Raw genomic sequence first — 24,882 nt, 5'->3', positions numbered from 1 at the left:
AGCCTCGAGGGCCTCCGCCGATGTCAGAACACGAAGCCGGGCTTGCGCGCGAAGCCCGGCAGGACCGTCGCGGCGGCGTCGAAGACCACGCGGCCCCGCAGGTCGCCCTTGGCCGCCAGCCTGGCCCGGCCCATGGGGCCTTCGAGGCTGACGAAGATCAGGCGGCCGCCGGGGGCCAGCTGGGAATCGAGCGTCTCCAGCGAGTCGAGGGCGGTTTCGACGCCGCCTTCGAGCAGTATCACGTCATATGGGCCGGACTCCGGCGCGCCGTCGGCCAGGTCGCCGAGGATCACGCGGACGTGAGGCGCCAGGCGCTCCAGATTGGCGCGGGCCTTGTCGGCCAGCTCCGGATCGCTCTCCAGGGCGGTCACGTGGCGCGAGAGCTTCCCCGCCAGAGCCGCCCCATAGCCGGTTCCGGCGCCCACGAGGAGGATCTTCTCCTCGGGCTCCAGCTCGGCGAGGTCCAGAAGCTTGGCCTGGACGCGCGGTTCGAGGATCTGGCGGCCTCCGCCCAGAGGAATCGGCGAGTCGGAATAGGCGGCGGCCCGGAAGGACTCCGGCGCGAAATCCTCGCGCGGAATCTCCAGCATGGCGGCGATCACGCCTCGGCGGGTCACGTCCGCGGGACGCACCTGACGGTCGACCATGGCTTGGCGCGCGGCGGCGAGGGGGCTGCTGCTGCTCGACATGGGAAGCTCCTCCGGAGGAACGAATGGGTTGGTCTGTGCCACGGAACGAACCGGGGCGCAAGGCGAGGCGGCGGCGCGGAGCGGGTCCGGAGGCGGATTTCCGCCCTATCCGCACCAGCCCTTCGCGAGCGTCCAGTTATGGAGCCAAGGCGCCCCGAAGTCACGTTCGCCGAGACGTTCGGGGCGTCGATTCGGCGTCCGGAGAAATCCGGGCTCCCTTCGACGTCAGGAGAAATCCAGACCCACGTCCAGGGTCCGGACCGAATGGGTCAGGAAGCCCGCCGAGAGCAGATCCACCCCCGTCTCCGCGATGGAGGGCGCGGTCTCGGGCGTGATTCCGCCGCTGGCCTCCAGAAGCGGGCGGCGGGCGGCGGCTTCGGCCCGGCGCACGGCCTCGCGCAGGGTCTCGGGCGACATGTTGTCGAGCAGGATGTTGTCGGCGATCCCGATCCTCAGCGCCTCGTCGAGCTGGTCGAGGGAATCCACTTCAAGCTCGATCTTCATCATGTGCCCGGCGTAGGCGCGGGCGCGCTCCAGAGCCGGACGGACGCCGCCCGCCGCGACAAGATGATTGTCCTTGATGAGAACCGCGTCATCCAGGCCGAAGCGGTGATTCGCCCCGCCTCCGAGCCGCACGGCGCGTTTCTCGAAGATCCGCAGGCCCGGCGTGGTCTTGCGGGTGTCGGCGATCCTGGCTTTGGTATGGGCGATGGACTCGGCGATGCGCCGCGTGAGGCTCGCGATTCCGCACATCCGCCCCATGAAGTTCAAGGCCACCCGCTCGCCCATCAGGATCGAGCGCGCTTCGCCGGTCACGGTCAGGATGGCGTCGCCCCTGGCCATGCGTGCGCCGTCGGCGAGATGGACCGCGATCTTCAGGCCCGGATCCACCAGCCGGAAGGCCAGCTCCGCCACCTGGACGCCCGCCGCCACGCCCGGCTCGCGGGCGTTGATCGCCGCGCGGGCCTGAGTTCCCATGGGAATCGTGGCGTCGGTGGTGACGTCGCCCGCCCGGCCCCAGTCCTCGATCAGCGCCGCCTCGACGGCGGGTCGGATCAGGGCCTCGGGCAGGGGCGGAACGGGAAGGCTGGCGGTCATCGGGCTTCCTCCACGGCTGCGGCGCGGATGGCCAGAGCCTCGTCGAGCGTGATCTCGGTGCGATGCGCCCAGGCCGGATCGGTCTCGGGGAAGTCGCTGCGGAAATGCCCGCCGCGGCTTTCCGTCCGGCGCAGGGCGGCGGCCGCGACCATGGTCGCGGCGGTGGTCATGTTGAGGTAGCTGCGCGAAGCTCCCGCCGCCTCGCGCTCCAGACGCGCGATCTTGCGCAGCGCCCGCTTGAGCCCCTCGGCGTCGCGGACGACCCCCACGTCGTCGCTCATGGTCTGGCGCAGCTCGTGCACCGCCCAGAGATTGCGCAATTCGCCTTCGGCGCTGAAGTCGGCGCGAGGGAGAAGCTCGGGCAGGGCGGCGGGCAGGCTCTCGGAGACCTGCTTCTCCACATCCTCGGCCACGCGGGCGGCGAAGACCACCGCCTCCAGCAATCCGTTGGAGGCGAGGCGGTTGGCGCCGTGCAGCCCCGTCGAGGAGGCTTCGCCGCAGACCCAGAGACTCCCCAGGGAGCTGCGTCCATGAGCGTCCACCCGCACGCCGCCCATGTGGTAATGCGCCGCCGGAGCCACCGGGATGGTCTGGATCGAGGGATCTATCCCCGCCTCCTGGAGATAGCCCATGACGGTGGGGAACTTCTCGCCGAACTCCGTTCCGAGCGCCGCGCGGGCGTCGAGCGCCGGACGATGCCCCGCCTGGATCTGCGCGAAGATCGCCCGGGCCACCACGTCGCGCGGGGCGAGCTCGGCGTCGGGATGGACCTCGGGCATGAAGCGCCGCCCGCCCTCGTCGACCAGCAGGGCGCCTTCGCCGCGCAGGGCCTCGGTGGCCAGCGGCGCGGGATCCTTGCCGAGGTCGATGGCGGTCGGATGGAACTGCACGAACTCCGGATCGGCGATCACGGCGCCCGCCCGGGCCGCCATGCCCATGGCCTGGCCCCGCACCCGCGAGGGATTGGTGGTCACGGCGTAGAGCCCTCCGAGGCCCCCGGCGGCGAGAATCGTGGCGTCGGCGCGGAAGAAGAGCGGCGTGGCGTAGCGGTCTCCGGCGGCGCGGGCGAAGACGCCGATCACGCGGCCCTCCGCCACGGCGAAGTCCACCGCGATGACGCCCTCCACCACCGAGATCGAGGGCGTGGCCCGCACGTCTTCGATCAGGGCGTCCATGATGGCGCGTCCGGCGCGGTCTCCCGCGACGCGCACCACCCGCGCCCGGCCATGGGCCGCCTCGCGCGAGAGCATGTAATGGCCTTCCTCGTCGCGGTCGAAGGGGGCGCCGAGCCGCGCCAGATCCTCGATGCGGGCGGCGGCCTCCCGGGCCACGCTGCGGGCGGTGGCTTCGTCGACGATGCCCGCTCCGGCCTTGAGCGTGTCGTCGGCGTGATCCTCGGGACTGTCGCCCGCGCCCACGGCGGCGGCCACGCCCCCTTGCGCCCAGGCCGAACTCGCGCCCTGCCCGAGCGGATCCGGCGACAGCACCGTCACCGGACGCGGCGCCAGCTTCAGCGCCGCGAAAAGCCCCGCCAGACCGGCGCCGATGATCAGCACTCCCCCGGTCTCGAACGCCGTGTCGAAGCGGCTCATGCCCGCCCTCCAAGCTCTCGGATGAAATCCCCCGAGGCGGGAGACTACGGCGGATTCGCGGCCCGAGCCAAAAAAAACGCGTTCAGCCGGGGTCGGGCTTTGGTCCGGGGAGGAGAGCGGCGCTCCGGCGGCGGCGCTCGCGCATGAGCAGATGGACACCCGCCGCGAATCCCAGCCAGAGCAGGAGGGAGGGCGGACCCTCCAGCAGGACGCCCGCGATCAGCAGGGGCGCGAAGAGCGGCAGGACGGCGTATTCTCCGCGCATGCTCCTCATCAGCCGGTTTCCCGAGGCGGCTTCCGGGAAGAGCCCGAAAAACTCCATGCCCTGAATGGTCAGGAACATCAGCAGGCCGCCGAAAGCCGCGCCGAGGAAGGTCGCGAGGAGCAGCGAGAACCCCGAGATCAGCCACCCGCGCGGCCCCTCTCCGCCGAGGCCGCGCGCGAGCAGCGCCCCCGCCGGAGCCGCGCCGAGTCCGCCGAGAAGCGCGACGGGCCAGAAGTCGAGGAAACCCTGAATCCTGTCGCGCTCCATGATCGCGACCACGCCCAGCCACCAGAGCGCGCCCATCGCGCCCACCAGCAGGGCGCTCCATCCGCGCAGGCTCATCATGGCCTCCCGAAAACTTCGCCTGAAGCCGAGATGGGCCGCCCTCGCGTCTCCTGCAAGATCAGAGGTCCGGCGGGCCGCCCGTCAGCGGCCGTAGAGGATCAGAGACCGCCGGGCCCGGTACATCAGCAGATGGACCCCCAGGAACAGCGCGAACCACAGGCAGAGCATCGGCAGCGAGCCCAGCAGAACCCGCGTCACCACGAAGCCGGTCATGCCCCCCTCCGCGAGGGCCTCGCCGAACATGCCCACCGGATCCACCCCGTCGCGCAGGAAGATCCGCACCGCCCCGACGACGCCTCCGGCGATCATGGCGGTCAGGATGGTGGCCAGAAAGGCGCCGATCAGCCCCAGAAGGACGCCGCTCACGCCCGCCTGGCCGAGAATCGGCCCCAGCAGCCAGCCCGCGAAGAAGCCGCTGACCAGCGCCAGAAGCAGCAGGCTGAACAACTGGGTGTTGCGCATGGGCTCGTCGAGGTCGACCGGCGCCGACTCCACGAACAGCCGGAGCGTCAGGGCGCAGATCGCCGCCGCCAGCGCGATCCAGAAGGAGGCTTGAAGCCGCAGGCCCATGATCAGCCCTCCGCGCCCGTGAGGGGTCCGGAGGGAAGGCGGAGGCCGCCCTCCCGCGCGAGGGTTCGGCGAGATGTCTGGAGACGCATGGTCTGATCCTTTCCCGGCGGGGATTCCGGCTTGTCCCGGGGAAGGAAGGATGTGCGCAAAAAGAGGAAAAGAAAAGCCTAAGACCATACGTCGGACAGCCTTCCCGGACGGCCTTCGCGGACGGCGCAGGCCCGGGCCCGCGCCGCCCCTTCCGCGCCCTCAGCCGCCCTTGAGCGGCGCCGTCGCCTTCCCGAGCCAGCGATGGAGCCCCGGCTCGAGCAGAGGCTCCAGAGCCTCCCGCACGCGGGCGTGATAGGCGTCGATCCAGGCCCGCTCCCCCTTGCGCAGAAGCTTCGTCAGGATCAGCCGCCGGTCGATGGGCGCCAGGGTCAGGGTCTCGAAGCCCATCATGGGCCGCTCGCCCTCTTCGGGGATCTCGGGCGGCGTGACGAGCAGCAGATTCTCGATGCGCAGTCCGAATTCGCCCGCCTTGTAATAGCCCGGCTCGTTGGAGAGGATCATCCCCGGCTCCAGCGCGACGGTTCCCGTCCGGGCGATGCGCACGGGGCCTTCATGCACGTTGAGATAGGCCCCGACGCCATGGCCCGTCCCGTGGTCGTAGTCGAGCCCCGCCTTCCAGAGCGCCAGACGCGCCAGGGCGTCGAGCTGCGCGCCGGTGGTCCCGACCGGAAAGCGCGCCCGCGACAGCGCGACCATCCCCTTGAGCGCCAGAGTGAAGGCGCGGGCCATGGGCTCCGGGACTTCGCCCACCGCCAGGGTGCGCGTGACGTCCGTGGTGCCGTCCTCATATTGCCCGCCCGAATCGATGAGGTAGAGATTCCCCGGCAGGATCTTCAGATCGCTCTCGCGGCTGACGCGGTAATGCGGCAAGGCCGCATGAGGGCCATAGGCCGAGATGCTCGGGAAGCTCAGATCCCTGAGCGCGCCGGTCGCGAGGCGGATCTCCTCCAGCCTTTCGGCGGCGGAGATCTCGGTGAGGCCGCCCTTCGGGGCCTCGGCGTCGAACCAGGCGAGGAAGCGCGTCAGGGCGGCGCCGTCGCGGAGCTGGGCCGCCCGGGCGCCCGCGATTTCGGCGGGAGTCTTGCGGGCCTTGGGCTTGACGCAGGGATCCTCCGTCCAGACGACCTCGGCGCCCGCCGCCTTGAGCCGTTCGGCCAGAGCCGCCGGCGCGGTCTGGCGGGCGGCGCCCACCCGCTTGCCCTTGAGTTCGGCGAGGGCCTCGGGCAGGGCGGATTCCGGCGCCAGAGCCACCGCGTTCCCCAGATGACGGCGCGTCCGGGCGTCGGCGCGGGAGGGATCGACGAACAGACGCGCCCGCCCGTCGGACTCCAGCAGCGCGAAGCCCAGCGCCACCGGATTATGCGTCACGTCCGAGCCGCGGATGTTGAACAGCCAGTTCACCGAATCCGAAGCCGAGAGCAGCATGGCGTCGAGCTTGCGGCGCTTGAGCTCCCCGGCGGCGGCGGCGCGCTTCTGCGCCCCGGAGGCTCCGGCGAGCGCGGTCGTCTGGACGCGCAGCGGCTTCGCCGGAGCGGCGGGGCGGTCGGGCCAGACCGCGTCCAGAGGATTGGACTCCAGCGCGACCAGCTCGCGCCCGGCCTCGCCGAGGGCCCGGGTCCAGTCGGCGAGTTCGGCGGGCGTCAGGAGCCAGGGGTCGTAGCCGATGCGGGCTCCGGAGGGAGCGGCTTCGGCGGTCCAGTCCCAGGGCTTGACCTCCTCGATGCGCCGGATCTCCCAGGCCGCCGGGTCGAGCTGTTCGGCGGCCTGGACCGTATAGCGCCCGTCCACGAAGACCGCCGCCCGCTCCGTCAGCGCGACCGCGAAGCCCGCCGAGCCGCTGAAGCCGGTCAGCCAGAGCAGACGCTCGTCGGCGGCGGGGATGTATTCGCTCTGGAAGCGGTCGGCGTGGGGGATCAGGAAGCCGTCGAGCCCCCGGAGCTTCAGCTCCGCCCGCAGCAGCGCGAGCCGCGCCGCGCCCTGGTCATGGCTCGGGGTCTCAAAGGATTGAAGGGGCACGCTCGATCTCCTCGCTGGAGCCGGACCCCGCCGGAGGGGCGGCCGCGGCCTTCTGGCTGGTCCACATGGCGGCGTAGCGGCCGTTTTCGGCCAGCAGCCGCGCATGAGGGCCGCGCTCGACGATCTCGCCCGCGTCGAGCACGATGATCTCGTCCGCATCCACCACCGTGGAGAGCCGATGGGCGACCACCAGCACTGTGCGATTCTCCGAAAGGCTCCGCAAGCTCTCCTGAATGGCCTTCTCGGTGCGGGTGTCGAGGGCGGAGGTCGCTTCGTCGAGGATGAGGATGGGGGGGTTCTTCAGGATCGCCCGCGCGATGGAGACGCGCTGCTTCTCGCCGCCCGAGAGCTTGAGGCCGCGCTCGCCGACTTCGGTCTCGTAGCCCCTGGGCAGGGTCCGGATGAATTCGTCGAGCCGCGCCGCCTTCGCGGCCCCGACCACCTCCTCGCGGGAGGCTCCGGGGCGGCCATAGGCGATGTTGTAATGGATGGTGTCGTTGAAGAGCACCGTATCCTGAGGCACCACGCCCACCGACTGGCGCAGGCTCTCCTGGGTCACGTCGCGCAGGTCCTGGCCGTCGATGCGGACGCCGCCCGCCTCCACGTCGTAGAAGCGGTAGAGCAGCCGCGCGAGGGTGGATTTCCCCGAGCCCGTCGGCCCCACCACCGCCAGAGTCCGGCCGCCGGGGATCTCGAAGCTCACGCCCTTGAGGATCTCGCGGTCGGGATCGTAGCGGAAGCGGACGGAATCGAAAGTCACCCGGCCTTCGGTGAGCTTCAGGGGCCCCGCGTCGGGGGCGTCCCGGATCTCGACGTTCTGGTCCATGAGCACGAAGAGTTCGGTCATGTCGATCATGGCCTGACGGATCTCGCGATAGACCGTCCCCAGAAAGCCCAGGGGCATGGTGATCTGGAGCATGAAGGCGTTGACCAGCACGAAGTCGCCGACGGTCAGGCTCCCCTGCGCCACGCCGTAGCCCGCCAGGATCATCGCCGCCCCGAGCCCCGCCGAGATGATGAAGGCCTGACCCGCGTTCAGCCAGGCCAGGGAGGTTTGCGTCTCGACGCCCGCCTGCTCGTAGCCCTGCATGGACTGGTCGTAGCGCTCGACCTCGCGGCGTTCGGCGGCGAAATACTTCACCGTCTCATAGTTCAGAAGGCTGTCGACGGCCTTCTGCATGGCTTCCTGGTCCTTGTCGTTCATCCGCTTGCGGATGCCGAGCCGCCATTCCGTCGCCTTGTAGGTGTACCACACATAGGAGATCAGCGTGGCCGCCACGACGAGGAAATACCAGAAATCGAACTTCAGCCAGAAGATCGCCGCCACCACGATCAGCTCGACCACCAGCGGCGCCAGGTTGAACACCAGAAAGCGCAGCAGGAAGTCCACGCCCTTCACGCCGCGGTCGATGATCCGCGAGAGCGCCCCCGTCTTGCGCTGGAGGTGGAAGCGCAGCGAAAGGTCGTGCAGATGGGCGAAGCTCTGGAGGGCGAGGCGCCGCAAGGCCCTCTGGCCGACCTTGGCGAAGACGCCGTCGCGCACCTGCGCGAGCCCGGTCTGCATGAACCTCATGACCGCGTAGAAGAGGATCAGCGCCGTGGGCGCGACCATCAGCGCCCGCGCGCCGTCCGAGACGCCTGCGGGCGTCAGGGCGTCCACGACGCCCTTGAAGAGGAAGGGCGTCCAGATTGTGGCGACCTTCGCCAGAATCAGGAAGACCATCGCCACCGCCACGCGCAGACGCGCTTCGGGCTCTCCCTTCGGCCAGATGTAGGGCGCGACCGCCGCCAGAACGCGCCAGTCGCCTTCGCCGTCCGCCCGCAGACGGCTTCCGCCTTCCGCTTGTCGCATGGGATCTCCGTTCCGCCTTGTGCGTCGCATGAACATGCTTCTGCTTCGGGGTTCTAGACCGCCCGAGGCCCCGACCCAAGGCGTTTTGAAGGTCGATTCCGCAGGGGAAGCCGCCTCAGGAGATCATGGGCGCCGCGCCGGGCCCCTCCTGAAGGATCGCCCGCAGCCGCCCGAGCCCCTCGGACAGCGCCTCGCGGTCGGGCGCCGGGCCGAGCGCCAGACGCACCCCTCGGGGCGCGCCGGGCGTGGCGTGGCGCAGCAGATAGCAGGATTCGTCCGTCGCCACCCGCACCCCCGCGTTGAGCGCCCGCATGGCGAAATCGCTGGTCCGCCAGTCGCCTCCCAGAGGCAGCCAGGCGAAGCTCGCGGCTTCCGGCGCCCGCAGGTCCCATTCGCCGAGCGCCCGGCGCGCCATGGCCGCCCGCGCGGCGACCTCGACGCGCACCGCCCGCAGCACGCGGTCGGCGGCGCCCGAGCGGATCATCTCGGTCAGGAGGCCGGTCGTCAGGGTGGAGGTGTGGTAGTTCAGCACCCGCAGATAACGCGCCGCGGCCGAGATCTTGTGCTTGGGCGCGATCAGCGCCCCGACCCGCAGACCCGCCGCCAGGCATTTCGAGGCTCCGGAGACGTAATAGGAGCCTTCCGGATACAATTGGGCGAAATGCGGCGGACGCGAGGAATCAATCCATCCGTAGACGTCATCCTCGATGACGGCCACGCCCCGCGCCTGGGCTATGGCGGCGATCTCGACCCGCCGCTGCACCGGCATCACCGCCGTGGTGGGGTTGTGATAGGTGGGCGTGACCAGCAGCGCGTCGGGGCTATGCCGCCGACAGGCCTCGTCGAAGGCGGCGGGCAACAGGCCCTGATCGTCCATGGCCACGGGCTCCAGCCTCTGGCCGTTGACGGCGGCCAGCTCGACGAATCCCGGATGGCTGAGCGCCCCCGCCAGAATCACGCCGTCATGGGCGGGCGCGGCCACGCGCATGGCGATGTGCACGCCCTGCTGACCTCCGGCGGTGATGAGCAGCCGCTCCGCCGGAGCCTCCAGCCCCACCACCGAGGCCACCCAGCGCGCATAGGCCTCGCGGTCGGCGAGATCCCATTCCCTCCCGCCGTAAACCCTGAACCGCACGGAGGAATTCGGATCGGAGGCGAGATCGGCCATGGCCTGGCGGATCTCGGCCTCCTGCCCGACGTCGGGCACGCAGTTGTTGGCCATCTCCAGCCAGGGCGCATGGGGCGGAGCGGGCAGGGCGGGTTCGGGCCCCGGCTCGCGATGGGTGAGCGGATGCACCCGCGAATCCGGCGCGCGCACGAAGGTGCCCCGCCCGACGCCCGCCGAGAGATGGCCGCGCTCGATGGCCAGCTTGTAGCCGCGCGCCACCGCGCCCGGCGAGATCTTCAGCCGCCAGGCCAGATCGCGCACGGGCGGCAGCTGGTCGCCGGGCGTCAGTTCGCCGGCCGAAATGGCGCGCCCTATGGCGTCGGCCAGGGCGCGGAACTTCGGGGCGGGCCCCTCCAGAAGTCTGATATCCCAGATTGTATCTGTCACAACTTCCCTATTGTTCTTGTATCCTCGGAATTGTATCTTCCGAATTGCGCCGCAACATGAAACATTCGGTTACGATTTGCGGCGAAAGGTTACATTCAGGTAAGGATCGAATACAATGTCCGCCGCACTTCAGCAAACGCTTTCTCCTTCCGCCGCGATGCGCGCCGAAAGCGCGCTGAGCCGGATCCTCGGCAGGGTCGGCGGCCTGTTCAAACCGCGCGACCCGACGCTGCTCGCCCTCGAGAACATGCTGAACGATCCGCATCTCCTCAAGGACATCGGCCTCGACGCCGAGGCCGCCCGCCGTGAGCTCGGGGGCCGCCTGCGCTGAGTCCGCGAGGCGCTCCGGGGTTCCGGCCGCCTCCCGCGAAGTTTTCCTGACGAACTGGCGCGACGTCCCCGGACGTCGCGCCTTTTTCATCTCAGCCGACCGCGATCTGCGCCCCGAGCGCCGCCATGATCGGCGCGAAGCCGGGGAAGCTGGTGCCCACGGCGCCGAAGTCGTCCACGGTCACGGGGCGGCGCGAGGCCAGCCCGAGCACCAGATGGCTCATGGCGATGCGGTGATCCAGGTGGCAGAGCACGAAGCCGCCGCCCTCCACGCCCCCGGCGCCCCGGCCATGGACGATCAGCGTGTCCTCGTCCGATTCGGTCTCGACGCCGCAGGCGCGCAATCCGGCCTCCATGGCGGCGATGCGGTCGGATTCCTTGGCGCGCAGCTCCTTCACCCCGCGCATGACGGTCCTGCCCGTCGCGAAGGCCGCCACCACCGCCAGAACCGGATATTCGTCGATCATCGAGGGGGCGCGCTCGGGGGGGACCTCGATTCCCTTCAGCTCTGCGCTGAAGCGCGCCCGCAGATCGGCGGCGGGCTCTCCGCCCTCTTCGGTCGCGTTCTCGAAGACGAGATCCGCGCCCATCTCCTGAAGGGTCGTGAAGAGCCCCGCCCGCGTCGGATTGATCCCGACCCGCGGACAGACCACCTCCGAGCCCGGCACGATCAGCGCCGCGCAGAGCGGAAAGGCCGCCGAAGAGGGATCCCGCGGAACCGCCACCTTCTGGGGCCGCAATTCGGGACGGCCCTGGAGCCTGATGATCTTGCCGCCCTCCGGACGCGCCTCCACGGAGACCTCGGCGCCGAAGCCCTTCAGCATGCGCTCGGTGTGGTCGCGGGTGGCCTCGGGCTCGATCACGGAGGTCTCGCCGGGGGCGTTGAGCCCCGCCAGCAGCACCGCCGACTTCACCTGAGCCGAAGCCATGGGCAGAAGATAGGAGATCGGGAGCGGCGATTTCGCGCCGGTCAGCGTGAGCGGCAGCCTTCCGCCGGAGCGCCCGGCGTGAGTCGCGCCGAACTGCGCCAGAGGCGTCAGCACGCGGCCCATGGGCCGACGGCGCAGGCTGGCGTCTCCGGTGAAGGTGGCGGAGAGGTCGGTGGTGGCGGCCGCGCCCATGATCAGCCGCACGCCGGTTCCGGCGTTGCCGCAGTCGATGACGTCCTCGGGCTCCATGAATCCGCCGACGCCGACGCCCTCGACGCGCCAGTCTCCCTGGCCGAGCCGCTCGACCTTCGCGCCGAAGGCCTGCATGGCGCGGGCGGTGCCGAGCACGTCCTCGCCCTCCAGCAGCCCGGAGACCTCCGTGCGCCCCACCGCCAGGGCGCCGAGAATCAGCGCCCGATGCGAAACGGACTTGTCGCCGGGGGCGAGGGCCTCGCCCCTCAGGGGGCCGGAGGCGCGCGAGACGGCGGGTTGGGCGGGGCCGTGGCCGGACATGGAATCGCTCCTGAGATTCGGGATTCTGCGCGAAGGCGGCGGAACTCCTCCCTCGCCGCGCCTGAATAGACCATCCGGGGCTTTCCGCCAAACGCCGCCCGTCCGGGGCGGGGCCGGAGCGGGTCGGGGAGGGCGCGTCTCGCGAAAAACGCCGAAAACCTCTTGCCAAGCGGGGAGAGGCGCTGCTATAGCCTCCCTCCATCCGACGCAGGAGCTTCGCAAGGAGCTTCGGAGACGGATGTGTTCGGGCGCGTAGCTCAGCGGTAGAGCACTGTGTTGACATCGCAGTGGTCACAGGTTCGATCCCTGTCGCGCCCACCATATTTTCAACGCCCGACGCCGTCGGCGCGCCACAAGGGCGCTCAGGCGACGTCGCGTCGGCCGGATCAAGAAGCTAGGCGATAAAAAATGAAAGTTCGGAATTCGCTGAGATCGCTCAAGGCCCGGCACCGCGACTGTCAGCTCGTCCGTCGCAAGGGCCGGATCGTGATCATCAACAAGACGCAGAAGAAGTTCAAGGCGCGTCAGGGCTGATCCTTCGCCCGACGTCTCGAGCTTCTCGCAGGTTGGATTCAAGCCCCGTCGCGGCTTCGCGGCGGGGCTTTCGTCTGTTCGCGGGGAGGCGGATCCGGAGGGCTTCCGAGGGGGAATCAGGCCCGCCGCCGGACCCGCGCGAAGGCGGAGCGTCAAGAAATATATTTCCGGAGCGCGTTTCCCCGATCTCTCAAGAGCTAAGGGGAATCGTTCTTCATACGCCCCTGATCCGGCCGGATTCCGGCGGTTTTCCGCCTCCGCCGCCGGGCCTATGATGGGCGGCCCGGACGCGCCCTTCAGGCGCGCCGCGGCGCCGGCCCCGAAGGCCAGGGCGCGCGAAACCAGAGGGATGGGGCGGATCCGCCCCGACCGAGCCGCAAGATCCGCAGATCGAAGACCGCAGGCCGACCGAGGGGATGCAAGCCGTGAACGAATCCGCAGAGATTCCGCAAGACGCGCCGCCGGCGCGGGCCCTGCCGCATAACGTCGAGGCGGAGCAGGCCGTCCTCGGCGCGATTCTCGTGAACAACGAATCGATGGACCGCGTGACCGCCTTCCTCGAGGCGGAGCATTTCTACGACCCCCTCCACGCCGAGATCTACCGCGCGGCCCGCACCCGCATCCAGCGGGGTCAGATCGCCTCGCCGATCACGCTGCGCGGCCGCTTCGAGCAGGAGCCCGCCATGCAGGAGCTGGGGGGCGTCGGCTATCTCTACAAGCTCGCCGAGGGCGCCGTGGCGGTGTTCAACGTCGAGGATTACGGGCGGATCGTCTATGATCTGGCCATCCGGCGCGAGCTGATGCGGCTCGGCGAGAACCTCGCCGATCAGGCGGGCGACTTCCGCAACGAATCCTCCGGCGCCGAGCAGATCGTCGAGGCCGAACGCCAGCTCTACGCCCTCGCCGAGCGCGGGCGTCTGGAGGGAGGCTTCCGCAGCTTCGCCGCCGCGCTCCGGGAGGCGGTGGACGTCGCCAACGCCGCCTATCAGCGCGAAGGAGGCCTCGCGGGAATCTCGACCGGCCTGAAGGATCTCGATCTGAAGCTCGGGGGGCTGCACAAGTCCGATCTGCTGATTCTCGCGGGCCGCCCCTCCATGGGCAAGACGGCGCTCGCGACGAACGTCGCCTTCAACGTGGCCAGGGCCTACCGGCACGGCGCCCGGCCCGACGGCACCCAGGGCGCGGTGGACGGCGGCGTGGTCGGCTTCTTCTCGCTGGAGATGTCCGCCGAGCAGCTCGCGACGCGCATCCTCTCGGAGCAGGCGCAGATCGCCTCCGAGAAGATCCGCAAGGGCGAGCTGACCGAAGAGGAGTTCGAACGCTTCCTGATCGCCTCCGGCGAGCTTCAGCGCCTGCCGCTGCACATCGACGACACGCCTGCGATCTCCATCGCGACGCTGTCGGCGCGGGCGCGGCGGCTCAAGCGTCAGCACGGGCTGGATCTGGTGGTGGTGGATTATCTCCAGCTGGTGCGGCCCGCCGGGACGCGGGGCGGAGAAAACCGCGTCCAGGAGGTCAGCGAGGTCACCCAGGGCCTGAAGGCTCTGGCCAAGGAGCTGAACGCGCCGGTCGTCGCGCTGTCGCAGCTCTCGCGCCAGGTCGAGAACCGCGACGACAAGCGCCCTCAGCTGTCGGATCTGCGCGAATCGGGCTCCATCGAGCAGGACGCCGACGTCGTGATGTTCGTCTATCGCGAGGAATATTACGTCGGCCGCAAGGAGCCCCGCGAGCACTCCCCCGAATACGCCGGATGGCAGGCCGAGATGGAGAAGGTGCATAATCTCGCGGAGGTCATCATCGGCAAGCAGCGTCATGGCCCCATCGGCGCGGCGCAGCTGTTCTTCGACAGCCGCTACACGAAGTTCGGCGATCTCGCGAAGGACTCCGACAAGAGCTATCGCCCGGAGGCCTGAGGGCTGTCCCTCCGCCGCTCGTCCTGCGTCCAAGAGCCGACTTCCCCGGCGCGCGCGCAGGTCTTAACAGGGGCCTGCGCCGTCGCTCCGGCGGCGCGAGCCTGCCGGGGAGCCTCCATTCATGCCGTCCGCCGCCTCCAAGACCGACGCCGGGAATTTCTTCGAAGACTTCACGCTCGGGCGCAAGCTGGTCCACGCCACGCCGCGCACCCTCACGGAGGGCGACCGGGCGCTCTATACGGCGCTCTATCCGGCGCGCTTCGCGCTTCAGTCTTCGGACGCCTTCGCCCAAGGCTGCGGGCTGCCTTCCTCTCCGCTGGACGATCTGATCGTGTTTCATACGGTCTTCGGCAAGACCGTGCCGGACGTCTCGCTGAACGCGGTGGCGAATCTGGGCTACGCCGAGGGGCGCTTCCTGGCGCCTGTGCGGCCCGGAGCCACGCTGAGGGCCGAATCCGAGGTGATCGGCCTCAAGGAGAACGCCAACGGCGAGACGGGCGTGGTCTACGTCCGCACCCGGGGCTTCGACCAGAACGGCGCGACGGTTCTGGAATATGTCCGCTGGGTGATGGTCCGCAAGCGCGACAAGGCGAATCCGGCCCCGGAAGCCGTGGTTCCGACCCTCGCCAGGGCCATTTCGGCGGCGGATCTCGCGATTCCCGCAGGCTTCAAGGCCTCGGGCTACGATTTCGCCCTCGCGGGCGCGCCCCATCGCTGGGGAGACTACGAGATCGGCGAGAAGATCGACCATGTGGACGGCGCCACCGTCGAGGAGGCCGAGCACATGCTCGCCACCCGCCTCTGGCAGAACACCGCCAAGGTCCATTTCAACCAGCACACCGAGTCGAAGGGCCGCTTCGGCAAGCGTCTGATCTACGGCGGCCATGTGCTGAGCCTCGCCCGCGCCCTGAGCTTCAACGGACTCGCCAACGCCTTCCAGATCGCCGCGATCAACGGCGGGACTCACGTCGCGCCGCTCTTCGCGGGCGACACGGTCTACGCCTGGTCCGAAGTGCTGGACAAGGCCGAGACCTCCGATCCGGGGATCGGGGCGCTGCGCCTGCGGCTGGTGGCGGTGAAGAACCGCAGCGCCGAAGGCTTCCCGCTCAGGACCGCCGAAGGGAAATACGAAGAGGGCGTGATCCTCGATTTCGATTACTGGGCGCTGACGCCGCGCTGAGCATCAGGCCTCAAGACAAACTCAGGGAGAAGAGCATGGGCTTCCGGACGCTGGACGATCTGCATCTGAAGGGGAAAAGGGTTCTGGTCCGGGTGGATCTGAATCTCCCGGTCGAAGAGGGCCGCGTCACCGACGCGACCCGCGTCGAGCGGATCCTCCCGACCATCGAGGAGATTCTCGACAAGGGCGGCCTGCCGATCCTGCTCGCGCATTTCGGACGCCCCAAAGGCCGCGACGACAGCCAGTCGCTGAAGATCGTGGCCCCGGCCCTGACGCGGGCGCTGCGCCGCGAAGTGGTCTTCGGCGCCGATTGCGTCGGGCCGGACGCCGAAGCGGCCCTCCGCGCCGCCAGGCCCGGCGACGTGGTTCTGCTCGAGAACACCCGCTTCCACAAGGAGGAGGAGAAGAACGATCCGGAGTTCGCCCGCCGCCTCGCGGCCCTCGGCGATCTCTACGTCAACGACGCCTTCTCCGCCGCCCATCGCGCCCACGCCTCGACGGAGGGGATCGCGCGGCTGCTGCCCTCGGCCGCCGGACGCGCCATGCAGGCCGAGCTTGAAGCTCTCGGCAAGGCGCTCTCCGAGCCGGAGCGCCCGGTGGTCGCGGTGGTGGGCGGGGCCAAGGTCTCGACCAAGCTCGACCTGATCGGGAATCTCCTCGACAAGGTGGACGTGGTGGTGATCGGCGGCGGCATGGCCAACACCTTCCTCTCGGCCCAGGGCCATGAGGTCGGCAAGTCGCTGCAGGAAGCCGACATGCGCGACACCGCCCGCGAGATCATGGCCAAGGCCGAGGCGGCCGGAAAGATCATCCTCCTGCCGGTGGACGTGGTCGCCGCGACCGGATTCAAGCCGAACGCCGATCACGTGACGGTTCCGGCGGATCAGGTTCCCGCCGACCGCATGATCCTCGACGCCGGGCCGCAGAGCGTGGCGCGGATCGCCGAGGCCTTCGACAAGGCGAAGACCATCGTCTGGAACGGCCCGCTCGGGGCCTTCGAGCTGACTCCCTTCGACGCCGCCACCAACGCGGCGGCGCTCAAGGCGGCGGATCTGGCCGAATCAGGGCGGGCTCTGGCGGTGGCGGGCGGGGGCGACACCGTGGCCGCGCTCAACGCCAGCGGCGCCGCGGAGCGCTTCACCTACGTCTCGACGGCGGGCGGCGCCTTCCTCGAATGGCTGGAGGGCAAGACTCTGCCGGGCGTGGCGGCGCTGGGCTAAGAATCCTGCGCCTCCGGAGGCTTCCGGGCTCCGGAGGCGCGGCTTGCGCGTCCTTGCGGCGACGCTCCGCCGGGCGCGCGGGGCTGCGGCCTCGGGCCTGTTGACGCGCGCCGGATTCCTGCGAGACATGCGGCTCTTCGCCCTTCGGGGCCTTTCTCGCAGCAGGCCTCGCATCATGGCCCATCTCTCCGAGGCGGAAGCGCGCCGCTATCTGACCTTCATTTCGGTCCTCTTCCTGATCTGGGGCGTCATGGCGACGGTCTTCGGCGCCATCTCGCCCAATCTGCTGCGCGAATTCGCGCTGGACGACGCGCGGTTGTCCTATGCTCCGGCCTGTCTGGCGGCGGGGGGCGCGGTGGGGGCGCTCTGGGGCGGCGCGCTCGGCGGCGCCCTGCGGCTGAGGCGGGTGATCCTCGGATTCCTGACGCTGGGTCTGGGCGCGGTGGCGCTGATGGCTCTGGCGCCGGCCTGGCCCGCCTATCTGGCGGGCGCTTTCCTGATGATGATGCTCTTCACGGTCAGCATCACGCTCTGCAACGGGCTGCTGACCAAGATCGCCGCGCCGGAGCGCCGGACGGCGGTCTTCGGACGGGCTCAGGCGGTCTACACCTTCGGCGCGGCGGTCGGTCCGCTGATCGCGGCGGGGCTGCTCTGGCGCGATCCCGAGGCCTGGCGTCTGATCTACGCGCTGTGCGGGCTGGCGCTGGTCGGGCTGCTGGCCTGGGCCTGGACGCGTCTGGCGAGCCTCTCGCAGGCGGGGGTCCGGCTGGAGTCGCGGGGCGGCTTCGCGGCCTATGGCGACGTGCTGCGCGATTCCGGTCTGCGCTGGATGCTGCTGGCGGCGATCCTGGGCGGCGGCATCCTCGAACTGACCCACGCCGCCTTCTCGACGCTCCATGCGGTCAAGGCGGTCGGCCTGAGCGACACGGCGGGGCGGGTGGTCTATACGGCCTTCACGGTGGGCATGTTCATTGCGCGGCTGGCGATCTCGACCACGGGCGGACGCCTCCGGCCCGAGACCCTGCTGACGGCGGCGGGGGCTCTGGCTTCGGCCTCGGCGCTGCTGCTGATGGCGGCTCAGGGCCAGAGCCTGGCGACCTTCGCGAATTTCGGACTCGGCCTGGCGGCGGGCGCCGCCTTTCCGCTGACGATGCTCATGGCCTCGGCGCGGCGGCCCGATCTGGTGGACGCCTCGGTGGGGGCCATGATCCTGGCCTCTTCGGCGGGCTATCAGGCCGCGAGTCTGACGCTCGGGGCTCTGGGCGACGCCTGGGGCCTGAAATCGGCCTACTGGCTGGTGGCGGTCGGGGCGGTGTTGTGGTTTCTGGTCGCCCTGAAGCTGCGGCGGCTCGGGGCCTCCGCCTTGCAGGAAGGAAGGACGGCGTGAGCGGAGCGAAACTTCTTCTGGTGGTCGCCTGCGCCCTCGTGGACGCGGACGGCCGGGTGCTGCTGGCCCGGCGTCCCGAGGGCAAGACTCTGGCGGGGCTCTGGGAGTTCCCGGGCGGCAAGATGGAGCCCGGCGAGCGCCCGGAGGAAGCCCTGATCCGCGAACTGGCCGAGGAGCTGGGAATCGACGTCAGGAGCGCCTGCCTCGCGCCTCTGACCTTCGCCTCCCACGCCTATGAGGAGAGGCATCTCCTGATGCCGCTCTACGTCTGCCGCCGCTGGAACGGCGAGGTCCAGTCCAGGGAGGGGCAGGCTCTGGCCTGGGTGCGCCCCAACCGGATGCGCGATTATCCCATGCCTCCGGCGGATCTGCCGCTCATCGCGCCGCTGATCGACCTTCTTTAAGGCTCCGTTGATCCGGAGGCGGCAGGCTGGAGCCCTCAGGAGCTCCGGCGCGTCGAGGCCCGCATGATCGGTTATGACGGCGAGGCGATCCTCTATCGCGAGGCCGCGCCTTCCTGGTGGTCGAGGAGCGTCTTCGTCCTCATGGGGCTGACGCTCGCGATCATGATTCCGGGTCCGGTCTGGATGCAGGTCGAGCGGGACGAGATCTGGCCTTCCATCGCCGCCCTGACGCCCTTCGCCTTCCTGATGCTGACGATCTTCACGCTGCTTCCGCTGGTCGTCGGAGGGATCTTCGTGGCCATCGGGCTGGCGAGCGTCACGGAGCTGCGGCTCGATCCGGCCTCCGGCGCGGCCGAAAGGATCCGGCGCGGCCCCGTGATCCGCGGGCGCGAGCGTTTCCCGCTCTCCGGGATCGGCGCGCCGGAGCTCGCCCTGCGCCATCACGACGACGGGCCGGGCTTCTTTCTGCGCCTGAACCTGGCGGAAGGGCGCCCGGTCGAGATCGAAGGCTTTCAGGACAAAGCCGAGGCGGAGTTCTGGCGCGACCGCATCCTGAAGCTTCTGGCTTCGGCGGCTCCCTAGAGCGTTTTCCAGCGGAGCCGCTTCGGCTTCGCGTCGTGAAAACGCGACCAAATCGGCGGCTCCCTGGAGCGTTTTCCAGCGAAGCCGCTTCGGCTGCGCGTCGTGAGAACGCGACCAGACAAGAACCTGGAGCCTTTGAGCGACCCCGGTTGGCCGGAAGGCGCTCTAACGCGGGTTCGCGAGCCAGCCTTCGCCCGCCCCGAGCCCGCTCAGCGAGAAGCGCGCCTGACGCGCCCTTCCGTCGTCTCCGGTGAAGTCCACGATCAGCGCGCGGCCCTGGCGCATCCGGGGCAGGAGATCCGCCTGGGAGATGCTCGGGGCGAAGATGGCCTCGTTGGGCGCGCCGTCCTCGACGGGATTCCAGCCGTCCGCCGCGTCGAGCCGCGCGACGGGCGTCGCGTCGATCCGGAGCCCGATCAGCGAGCCCGGCAGGACCGAGCCTCCGACCGGCGTGAAGATCAGGTCGTCCCAGGAGGAGCCGGCCCGCCGCAGCAGGCTCAGGCGATAGGCGGGCTGCGGGCCCTCGGGCCGGAAGGCGACGGGGCCTTGCGCGTCGGCGAAGGCGCTGAGGCTGCAATGGCCCGCAAGACAGAGCCCCGTCCAGTCGCCGAAGGCGCGCGGCCCGGCCTCCTGGGCCCGGGCGGGCGGGGCGGCGGGAAGGGCGAGGGCGGACAGGACCAGGGCGAAGACGGAGCGGGACGGAAGGCGCATGAGGGATCTCCGCGGCAAAGGCGCGACGAGGCGCCCGACCCCTGATCTTAAGGTTGAAAAGGGGCGGCCCTGGGGCGAGGCGGCGACTCTTGATTTTCCCGCCGCGCCCGCGCAGATTGACAGGCATGACCGCTCAGATCCGCCCCATCCTGATCCATCCCGACCGCCGCCTGCGCGCCGAATGCGAGCCCGTCGCGGAGGTGGACGATTCCATCCGCGCCCTGATCGAGGACATGCTCGCCACCATGTACGATGCGCCCGGCGTCGGGCTGGCGGCGCCTCAGGTGGGGGTGCTGAAACGCGTGATCGTGATGGATTGCGTCGACAAGGACGCGCTTCCCGCGCCGGTGGCGATGGTCAATCCGGAAATCCTCCGGGTCTCCGAAGAGCTGAACGTCCATGAGGAAGGCTGCCTCTCGGTCCCCGAGGAATATGTCGAGGTGACCCGGCCCGCCCGCGTGCGCGTGCGCTGGCTGGACGCGGCGGGGGCTCCGCAGGAGGCCGATTTCGAAGGACTCTGGGCCACCTGCGTCCAGCACGAGATCGACCACCTCGACGGACGGCTCTTCATCGACTACGTGGGGCCGCTCAAGCGCAAGCTCATCACCGAGCGCATGAAGAAGCTCAAGCGCGCCCGCGCCCGCGAACAGGAAGAGCGCGAAGCCGGCGTCGCCTGACCTTTGCGCCAGACGCCCCGAACCGGAGCCGCCTCCCCATGACAGAAGACCTGAAGCGCCGCCTCGAGGCGGCCGTCGCCGCTCTGGAGGGCCAGGAGGAGGCTCCGCGCGGCAGGATCAGCCTGACTCCCGCCGGAGCGGCCATCCTCACCATCGAGATCGACCCCGCCCGCGCCGCCGAATACGAACCCTGGCGGCGTCGCGCCGAAGAGGCCCTGAAGGCCGTTCCCGGCGTGGTCAGCGCCCGCGCCGTGCTGACCGCCCACGCCGCCGCGCCTTCCGCGCCCGCCCGCCGCCCGCCCGCCCAGAGCCAGAGCCGCGGCCATGAAGGCCACGGCCATGCGCATGATCATGCGGGCCACGCCCATCCGCATGGCGAGCCCATGCGCGTCTCCGGGCCTCCGCCCGGAGGCCCGCCCAATCTGCGCGGCCCCGCCCAGACGCCCGACGGACGCGCCGGACCCGGCGCCAGGCCCCTGGTTCCCGCTCCGGTCTCCGAGGGGCCGATTCCCGGCGTGGCGCGGATCATCGCGGTGGGCTCGGGCAAGGGCGGCGTGGGCAAGTCCACGGTCGCGGTCAATCTGGCGCTCGCGCTGTCGCGGGAGGGCTGGCGGGTGGGGATGCTCGACGCCGACGTCTACGGCCCCTCGCAGCCGCATCTGCTGGGCATGCGCGGCCGCCCCGAAACCGACGGCCGCAACATCCGGCCTCTGGAGGCGCATGGGCTGAAGGTCATGTCCATGGGCTTCCTGCTGGAGGCCGACCAGTCGGTGGTCTGGCGCGGGCCCATGCTCATGAGCGCCCTGCAGCAGATGCTGCGTCAGGTCTCCTGGGGCGAGCTGGACGCCCTGATCGTCGATCTGCCGCCCGGCACCGGCGACGTCCAGCTCTCGCTCTCGCAGAAGGCGGACGTGACGGGCGCGGTGATCGTCTCCACGCCGCAGGACCTCGCCCTGCTCGACGCCCGCAAGGCGCTGGACATGTTCCGCAAGCTGCATACGCCGGTGCTCGGGGTCGTCGAGAACATGGCGAGCTTCTGCTGTCCCAATTGCGGGACCGAGACGGCCATCTTCGGCCTCGGCGGCGCGAAGCGCGAGGCGGAGCGGCTGGGGCTGCCCTTCCTCGGCGCGATTCCGCTGGACCTCGACCTGCGCATGGCCTCGGACGCCGGGACGCCTCTGGCCGTCACCGATCCCGAGGGCGCGCAGTTCAGGCGGTTCCGCGCCATCGCCCGCGATCTCATGAGCCGCCTGCACGTCGAGGCGGATCAGAGATAGGAGGCGGGCCTCTTTCCGCATCACGTTTTTGTGTCCTGCGCGCTTCCCCTTGCGGAGAAGCGCGCCTGACGCTGCGAAAGCTGAGGCGCCGGAGCCTCGGGGGCCTTAACCTGTCGGGGCCCCCTCGACGCAGTCCGGAGATCCGCCCCTCATGACGGCCCCCCCGACCTCCTCCCCGACGCGGATGCGCGACGCCCTGCTGGACGACCTCCTCCGCGAGGGCGTGCTGGACGCGCCCACCCGCGCCGCCATGGAGGCCGTGCCGCGCGAGATCTTCGTGGATCCGCTCTTCGCGGCCCGCGTCTGGGAGGATTCGCCTCTGCCCATTCCCGGCGGCCAGACCATCAGCGCGCCCTCGGTGGCGGCCCTGATGACCATGGCGCTCGCGCCCACGCGCCGGTGCAAGGTGCTGGAGGTGGGGGCGGGCTCGGGCTATCAGACCGCCGTTCTGGCGCGTCTGGCGCGGCGGGTCTACGCGGTGGAGCGGCGGGCGGATCTGGCGCGGCTCGCGGAGGATCGATTCGCGGCTCTGGGCCTGGGCAACGTCGCGCTGCGCCACGCCGACGGGGCTCTGGGCTGGCCGGAGCAGGCGCCCTTCGACCGCATCCTGGTGGCCGCCGCCGCCGAAGACCCGCCTCCCGCCCTCCTGAGCCAGTTGCGGATCGGCGGCGTGATGGTGTTGCCCGTAGGACAAACCAGCGGAATGCAAGAATTGATTAAGGTTGAGAAGTCAGAATTCGGCTACCATTATACGGAGTTGAAACTTGTCCGGTTCGTCCCTCTGCTCGGCGGAGTGGTGAGGGCCGGAGAAGCGGACAGGCTCTGAAGCGCCCCCCCGCGCGTGACCCACATGAGGATGCCCATGACGCCCATCGTTCCGCAGCGCCCCGGACGCGGCGCGCCTCGCCTGGCCTCTTTGGCGGGCGCCACCGCCATGGCGATGGTTCTGTCGGCCTGCGTCCAGACCGGAGCCCAGGCGCCGATCCAGTACGCCGCGCCGGGCCAGGCCTACGCCATGGGCTGGCCGACCCCCGCTCCGGCGACTCCGGCGATCACGAGCACCTGGCTCGGGCAGACGGCCGGCGCGGCTCCGGCGGGCGTCGTCGGGACGGGCGTCGCGCCCTTCTACGACCAGCGGCTGGCTTCGGCGCCGGTCTACGGCCCGGCCACGAGCTATCTCTCCGACGTGGCTTACGGCGTCCAGGCCCCCGCCTATGCGGGCCCCACCTATGCGGGCCTGGGCTATTCGGGGGTGGGCGGCTACGTGCAGCCCTCGGTTCCGACCTCCACCGTCTACGCCGATCCGACCCTGACCTACGCCGCGCCTCCGGCGACCTACGCCGCCGCGCCCGCGCCGATCCATGATCCGCTTCCGGCCCCGGCGCCGAGCTACAACTACGCTTACGGCGCGACGGCGGGCCTCGGCGGCGTGACGCTCTATGACGGCCGCCTTCCGGCGGCTCCGGTCTACGGGCCGGGCTCCAGCTATGTGGCTTCGGCGAGCATGGCCCCGATCTACGATCCGCAGGATCACGTCTTCACGGGCCAGAGCTACGCCGCCGCGCCCGCTCCGGTCTACGCCGCGCCGACCCCCGCGCCGACCTACGTCGCTTCGGCGCCGCCGATCCACGATCCCTGGCCGGTTCAGGGCCAGAGCTACGGCCAGAGCGCCCCGGTCTTCAACGCGACGCCCTATTCCTACGCCTACGCCCCCGCGCCCCAGACGAGCTATCCGAGCTACGCGCCCAATTACGCGCCGATCTCCGCCCCGAGCTACTCCAACCTTGGCGTGGCGCCGAACGCCTATGTCTCGACCTATTCGCGCGGCGACGTGCTCTTCCGCGTGACCGAAGCCGACCTGCGCGGCGGGGGTCGGCAGATCGCGGTCCAGGCGCCCTCCCATCAGGCCCAGGCGCCTGCGCCCTCCTATCCGACCTACACGCCCGCCCCGCCGACCACGCTCGGCTTCGGCGGCGCGCCGGTCCAGTTCGCCAACGTCCCGGCGAATCCGGCGCCCATCGGCCAGAGCCTCGGCAGCTTCCAGGGAAGCTGGGGTCTGGGCCTCGACGCCGCGCCCGCGCCCACCACCTACGAGCAGCCGAATTATCAGCCGCCGACGAATTACGTGCAGCCCTATGCGCCGCCGTCGAATCTGTCGCGGCCCTACCCGCGGCCCTATCCGGTGAGCGGCGCGGGGATCTATCCCTCGACGCCCATGCCGACCGGCGTGGCCTCGGCCCGCGTGCTCGATTACGGCCCGGCGCCTCAGCCCGCCTGGGTCTTCGAGCCAGGCACGCCGATCTACGCCGATCAGCGCAATCAGCGTTACATCCGCGAGATCGTCCGCTTGCCGCAGAGCCAGCCCGGCCTCTGGACCGACGCCGCTTCGCTGCGGGCGGGGGCTCTGGTTCCGGCTTCTTCCGGCCCGGCCTATCTGGTCTCCTCGGGCGACACGCTCTACCGCATCGCCCGGACGCACGGAGTCTCCGTCGAGTCCCTCGCGGCGGCCAACGGCCTGACGCTGAACGCGGTGATCCATCCGGGTCAGCCGCTCTACATTCCGCGCGGCGGCATCGGCCCCATGGTGCCGGTCTACGAGACCTTCGCGCAGGGTCCGCAGGTTCTGCCCGCCCAGGGGCGGATCGAGACCGGTTCGACCAGAGCGGTTCCGGCTTCCGTGGCCTCCGGGCTCGGGCCGCGCGCGGCTTCTCCGGATTTCGTCTGGCCTCTGCGCGGCCCCCTGACCGCCCGGCGCGACGCCTATGGCGTCACTTCGGTCGAGGTGAAGGGCGCTCCGGGCGCGCCTGTCCGGGCCGCGGCCGCGGGCGAGGCGATCCATGTCGAGAACGGGCCTCAGGGCGTGATGGTCGTTCTGGATCACGGCGGCGGCTGGACCTCGATCCATGTCGGGCTCGCCGAGGTCGGGCTGAAGGTCGGGCAGCGCGTGAATCCGGGCGATCTGCTCGGCGTTCTGGCGGCGCGTCCCGAGGCGGGGCTGGTCTTCGAGCTGCGCCGCAACAATCTGCCGGTGGACCCCACCGACCGCATGCGCGGCTGATCCTTCGCAGGATCTCCCGAGGAATCCGGCGCGCTCCCCGCTTCACGGCGAGGGGCGCGTCTTTTCGTGGCGGCGGAGCGCCTTGCGCCAAAGAGGGGCCGCGACCATAATCGGATCCTGTAGCTTCAGCGTGG

Annotated in this window: 22 protein-coding genes and 1 tRNA gene; 13 read left to right on the top strand and 10 right to left on the bottom strand. The window is 70.3% G+C overall.

Going from position 1 to position 24,882, the window contains the following annotated elements:
• Positions 1 to 23 precede the first annotated feature (23 nt).
• From PHN62_RS00755 to PHN62_RS00720, 8 genes are all read right to left on the bottom strand, one after another.
• Entirely contained in the window at positions 24 to 689 is a 666-nt protein-coding gene (locus PHN62_RS00755; protein WP_300144882.1) for a protein-L-isoaspartate O-methyltransferase, read from the bottom strand.
• 225 nt (positions 690 to 914) lie between these two features.
• Positions 915 to 1,787 (bottom strand): carboxylating nicotinate-nucleotide diphosphorylase, encoded by an 873-nt coding sequence (nadC, locus tag PHN62_RS00750; RefSeq protein WP_300144877.1) that lies wholly within the window; start codon positions 1,785 to 1,787, stop codon positions 915 to 917.
• Entirely contained in the window at positions 1,784 to 3,379 is a 1,596-nt protein-coding gene (locus PHN62_RS00745; protein WP_300144874.1) for an L-aspartate oxidase, read from the bottom strand. The genes nadC and PHN62_RS00745 overlap by 4 nt, the downstream gene beginning before the upstream one ends.
• Positions 3,380 to 3,461: 82 nt before the next feature.
• A complete protein-coding gene (locus PHN62_RS00740; RefSeq protein ID WP_300144871.1) occupies positions 3,462 to 3,986 on the bottom strand; it encodes a hypothetical protein in 525 nt (174 codons plus the stop codon).
• An 84-nt stretch (positions 3,987 to 4,070) separates the two neighbouring features.
• Positions 4,071 to 4,559, bottom strand: a complete 489-nt coding sequence (locus tag PHN62_RS00735) for a hypothetical protein (RefSeq protein ID WP_300144868.1) — start codon at positions 4,557 to 4,559, stop codon at positions 4,071 to 4,073.
• 249 nt (positions 4,560 to 4,808) lie between these two features.
• Entirely contained in the window at positions 4,809 to 6,626 is a 1,818-nt protein-coding gene (locus PHN62_RS00730; protein WP_300144865.1) for an aminopeptidase P family protein, read from the bottom strand.
• The gene (locus tag PHN62_RS00725; RefSeq protein ID WP_300144863.1) at positions 6,607 to 8,478 is read right to left on the bottom strand and encodes an ABC transporter ATP-binding protein/permease; all 1,872 of its coding nucleotides are present in this window, start codon (positions 8,476 to 8,478) and stop codon (positions 6,607 to 6,609) included. Before PHN62_RS00725 ends, PHN62_RS00730 begins: the two co-directional genes overlap by 20 nt.
• A 115-nt stretch (positions 8,479 to 8,593) precedes the next feature.
• Positions 8,594 to 10,033, bottom strand: coding sequence for a PLP-dependent aminotransferase family protein (locus PHN62_RS00720; RefSeq protein WP_300144860.1), 1,440 nt, complete (start codon positions 10,031 to 10,033; stop codon positions 8,594 to 8,596).
• A gap of 115 nt (positions 10,034 to 10,148) precedes the next feature.
• Between PHN62_RS00720 and PHN62_RS00715 the strand changes: the two genes are divergently transcribed.
• Positions 10,149 to 10,364, top strand: coding sequence for a hypothetical protein (locus PHN62_RS00715; protein WP_300144857.1), 216 nt, complete (start codon positions 10,149 to 10,151; stop codon positions 10,362 to 10,364).
• Between the two features lie 91 nt (positions 10,365 to 10,455).
• Here the strand turns inward: PHN62_RS00715 and aroA are convergent, their stop codons facing one another.
• Positions 10,456 to 11,805, bottom strand: a complete 1,350-nt coding sequence (aroA, locus tag PHN62_RS00710; protein ID WP_300144854.1) for a 3-phosphoshikimate 1-carboxyvinyltransferase — start codon at positions 11,803 to 11,805, stop codon at positions 10,456 to 10,458.
• 246 nt (positions 11,806 to 12,051) lie between these two features.
• On the opposite strand from aroA, the gene PHN62_RS00705 reads away from it, so the two are divergent.
• From PHN62_RS00705 to PHN62_RS00670, 8 genes are all read left to right on the top strand, one after another.
• Positions 12,052 to 12,126 (top strand) — tRNA-Val (locus PHN62_RS00705).
• Between the two features lie 87 nt (positions 12,127 to 12,213).
• Positions 12,214 to 12,339 carry a type B 50S ribosomal protein L36 gene (gene ykgO, locus PHN62_RS00700; protein ID WP_300144851.1) on the top strand — a complete coding sequence of 42 codons (126 nt, stop codon included), beginning with the start codon at positions 12,214 to 12,216 and terminating at the stop codon, positions 12,337 to 12,339.
• Between the two features lie 425 nt (positions 12,340 to 12,764).
• Positions 12,765 to 14,252 (top strand): replicative DNA helicase, encoded by a 1,488-nt coding sequence (locus PHN62_RS00695; protein ID WP_367186973.1) that lies wholly within the window; start codon positions 12,765 to 12,767, stop codon positions 14,250 to 14,252.
• 121 nt (positions 14,253 to 14,373) lie between these two features.
• Positions 14,374 to 15,432: a MaoC family dehydratase gene (locus PHN62_RS00690; RefSeq protein WP_300144847.1), complete on the top strand. Its 1,059-nt coding sequence runs from the start codon at positions 14,374 to 14,376 to the stop codon at positions 15,430 to 15,432.
• A 35-nt stretch (positions 15,433 to 15,467) separates the two neighbouring features.
• Positions 15,468 to 16,652 (top strand): phosphoglycerate kinase, encoded by a 1,185-nt coding sequence (gene pgk / locus PHN62_RS00685; protein ID WP_300144844.1) that lies wholly within the window; start codon positions 15,468 to 15,470, stop codon positions 16,650 to 16,652.
• Positions 16,653 to 16,827: 175 nt separating this feature from the next.
• Positions 16,828 to 18,039, top strand: a complete 1,212-nt coding sequence (locus PHN62_RS00680) for a sugar MFS transporter (RefSeq protein WP_300144842.1) — start codon at positions 16,828 to 16,830, stop codon at positions 18,037 to 18,039.
• Positions 18,036 to 18,443 (top strand): 8-oxo-dGTP diphosphatase MutT, encoded by a 408-nt coding sequence (gene mutT, locus PHN62_RS00675; protein WP_300144839.1) that lies wholly within the window; start codon positions 18,036 to 18,038, stop codon positions 18,441 to 18,443. The genes PHN62_RS00680 and mutT overlap by 4 nt, the downstream gene beginning before the upstream one ends.
• Before the next feature lie 63 nt (positions 18,444 to 18,506).
• Positions 18,507 to 19,025 (top strand): hypothetical protein, encoded by a 519-nt coding sequence (locus tag PHN62_RS00670; RefSeq protein ID WP_300144837.1) that lies wholly within the window; start codon positions 18,507 to 18,509, stop codon positions 19,023 to 19,025.
• A 165-nt stretch (positions 19,026 to 19,190) separates the two neighbouring features.
• On the opposite strand, the gene PHN62_RS00665 is transcribed toward PHN62_RS00670, so the two are convergent.
• Positions 19,191 to 19,736 carry a hypothetical protein gene (locus tag PHN62_RS00665; protein ID WP_300144834.1) on the bottom strand — a complete coding sequence of 182 codons (546 nt, stop codon included), beginning with the start codon at positions 19,734 to 19,736 and terminating at the stop codon, positions 19,191 to 19,193.
• A gap of 125 nt (positions 19,737 to 19,861) precedes the next feature.
• Between PHN62_RS00665 and def the strand changes: the two genes are divergently transcribed.
• The 4 genes from def (at position 19,862) to PHN62_RS00645 (ending at position 24,748) form a co-directional block, all read left to right on the top strand.
• A complete protein-coding gene (gene def / locus PHN62_RS00660; protein WP_300144832.1) occupies positions 19,862 to 20,413 on the top strand; it encodes a peptide deformylase in 552 nt (183 codons plus the stop codon).
• 38 nt (positions 20,414 to 20,451) lie between these two features.
• Positions 20,452 to 21,690 carry an Mrp/NBP35 family ATP-binding protein gene (locus PHN62_RS00655; RefSeq protein WP_300144829.1) on the top strand — a complete coding sequence of 413 codons (1,239 nt, stop codon included), beginning with the start codon at positions 20,452 to 20,454 and terminating at the stop codon, positions 21,688 to 21,690.
• Positions 21,691 to 21,874: 184 nt separating this feature from the next.
• Entirely contained in the window at positions 21,875 to 22,516 is a 642-nt protein-coding gene (locus PHN62_RS00650) for a protein-L-isoaspartate(D-aspartate) O-methyltransferase (RefSeq protein WP_300145317.1), read from the top strand.
• Between the two features lie 36 nt (positions 22,517 to 22,552).
• Positions 22,553 to 24,748, top strand: coding sequence for a LysM peptidoglycan-binding domain-containing protein (locus PHN62_RS00645; RefSeq protein WP_300144826.1), 2,196 nt, complete (start codon positions 22,553 to 22,555; stop codon positions 24,746 to 24,748).
• Positions 24,749 to 24,882: the final 134 nt, after the last annotated feature.

Origin of the sequence: Neomegalonema sp., assembly GCF_028688855.1 — a bacterium.
GTDB lineage: Bacteria > Pseudomonadota > Alphaproteobacteria > Rhodobacterales > Rhodobacteraceae > Neomegalonema.
Note: the sequence above shows the minus strand (reverse complement) of the source record. Positions and strands in the feature narration are given on the sequence as shown.

Excerpts from the sequence above, each read along its gene's own strand:
- PHN62_RS00755 (WP_300144882.1), bottom strand. The coding sequence starts at position 689 with ATGTCGAGCAGCAGCAGCCCCCTCGCCGCCGCGCGCCAAGCCATGGTC.
- nadC (WP_300144877.1), bottom strand. The coding sequence starts at position 1,787 with ATGACCGCCAGCCTTCCCGTTCCGCCCCTGCCCGAGGCCCTGATCCGA.
- PHN62_RS00745 (WP_300144874.1), bottom strand. The coding sequence starts at position 3,379 with ATGAGCCGCTTCGACACGGCGTTCGAGACCGGGGGAGTGCTGATCATC.
- PHN62_RS00740 (WP_300144871.1), bottom strand. The coding sequence starts at position 3,986 with ATGAGCCTGCGCGGATGGAGCGCCCTGCTGGTGGGCGCGATGGGCGCG.
- PHN62_RS00735 (WP_300144868.1), bottom strand. The coding sequence starts at position 4,559 with ATGGGCCTGCGGCTTCAAGCCTCCTTCTGGATCGCGCTGGCGGCGGCG.
- PHN62_RS00725 (WP_300144863.1), bottom strand. The coding sequence starts at position 8,478 with ATGCGACAAGCGGAAGGCGGAAGCCGTCTGCGGGCGGACGGCGAAGGC.
- PHN62_RS00715 (WP_300144857.1), top strand. The coding sequence starts at position 10,149 with ATGTCCGCCGCACTTCAGCAAACGCTTTCTCCTTCCGCCGCGATGCGC.
- aroA (WP_300144854.1), bottom strand. The coding sequence starts at position 11,805 with ATGTCCGGCCACGGCCCCGCCCAACCCGCCGTCTCGCGCGCCTCCGGC.
- ykgO (WP_300144851.1), top strand. The coding sequence starts at position 12,214 with ATGAAAGTTCGGAATTCGCTGAGATCGCTCAAGGCCCGGCACCGCGAC.
- PHN62_RS00690 (WP_300144847.1), top strand. The coding sequence starts at position 14,374 with ATGCCGTCCGCCGCCTCCAAGACCGACGCCGGGAATTTCTTCGAAGAC.
- pgk (WP_300144844.1), top strand. The coding sequence starts at position 15,468 with ATGGGCTTCCGGACGCTGGACGATCTGCATCTGAAGGGGAAAAGGGTT.
- PHN62_RS00680 (WP_300144842.1), top strand. The coding sequence starts at position 16,828 with ATGGCCCATCTCTCCGAGGCGGAAGCGCGCCGCTATCTGACCTTCATT.
- PHN62_RS00670 (WP_300144837.1), top strand. The coding sequence starts at position 18,507 with ATGATCGGTTATGACGGCGAGGCGATCCTCTATCGCGAGGCCGCGCCT.
- PHN62_RS00665 (WP_300144834.1), bottom strand. The coding sequence starts at position 19,736 with ATGCGCCTTCCGTCCCGCTCCGTCTTCGCCCTGGTCCTGTCCGCCCTC.
- def (WP_300144832.1), top strand. The coding sequence starts at position 19,862 with ATGACCGCTCAGATCCGCCCCATCCTGATCCATCCCGACCGCCGCCTG.
- PHN62_RS00655 (WP_300144829.1), top strand. The coding sequence starts at position 20,452 with ATGACAGAAGACCTGAAGCGCCGCCTCGAGGCGGCCGTCGCCGCTCTG.
- PHN62_RS00650 (WP_300145317.1), top strand. The coding sequence starts at position 21,875 with ATGCGCGACGCCCTGCTGGACGACCTCCTCCGCGAGGGCGTGCTGGAC.
- PHN62_RS00645 (WP_300144826.1), top strand. The coding sequence starts at position 22,553 with ATGACGCCCATCGTTCCGCAGCGCCCCGGACGCGGCGCGCCTCGCCTG.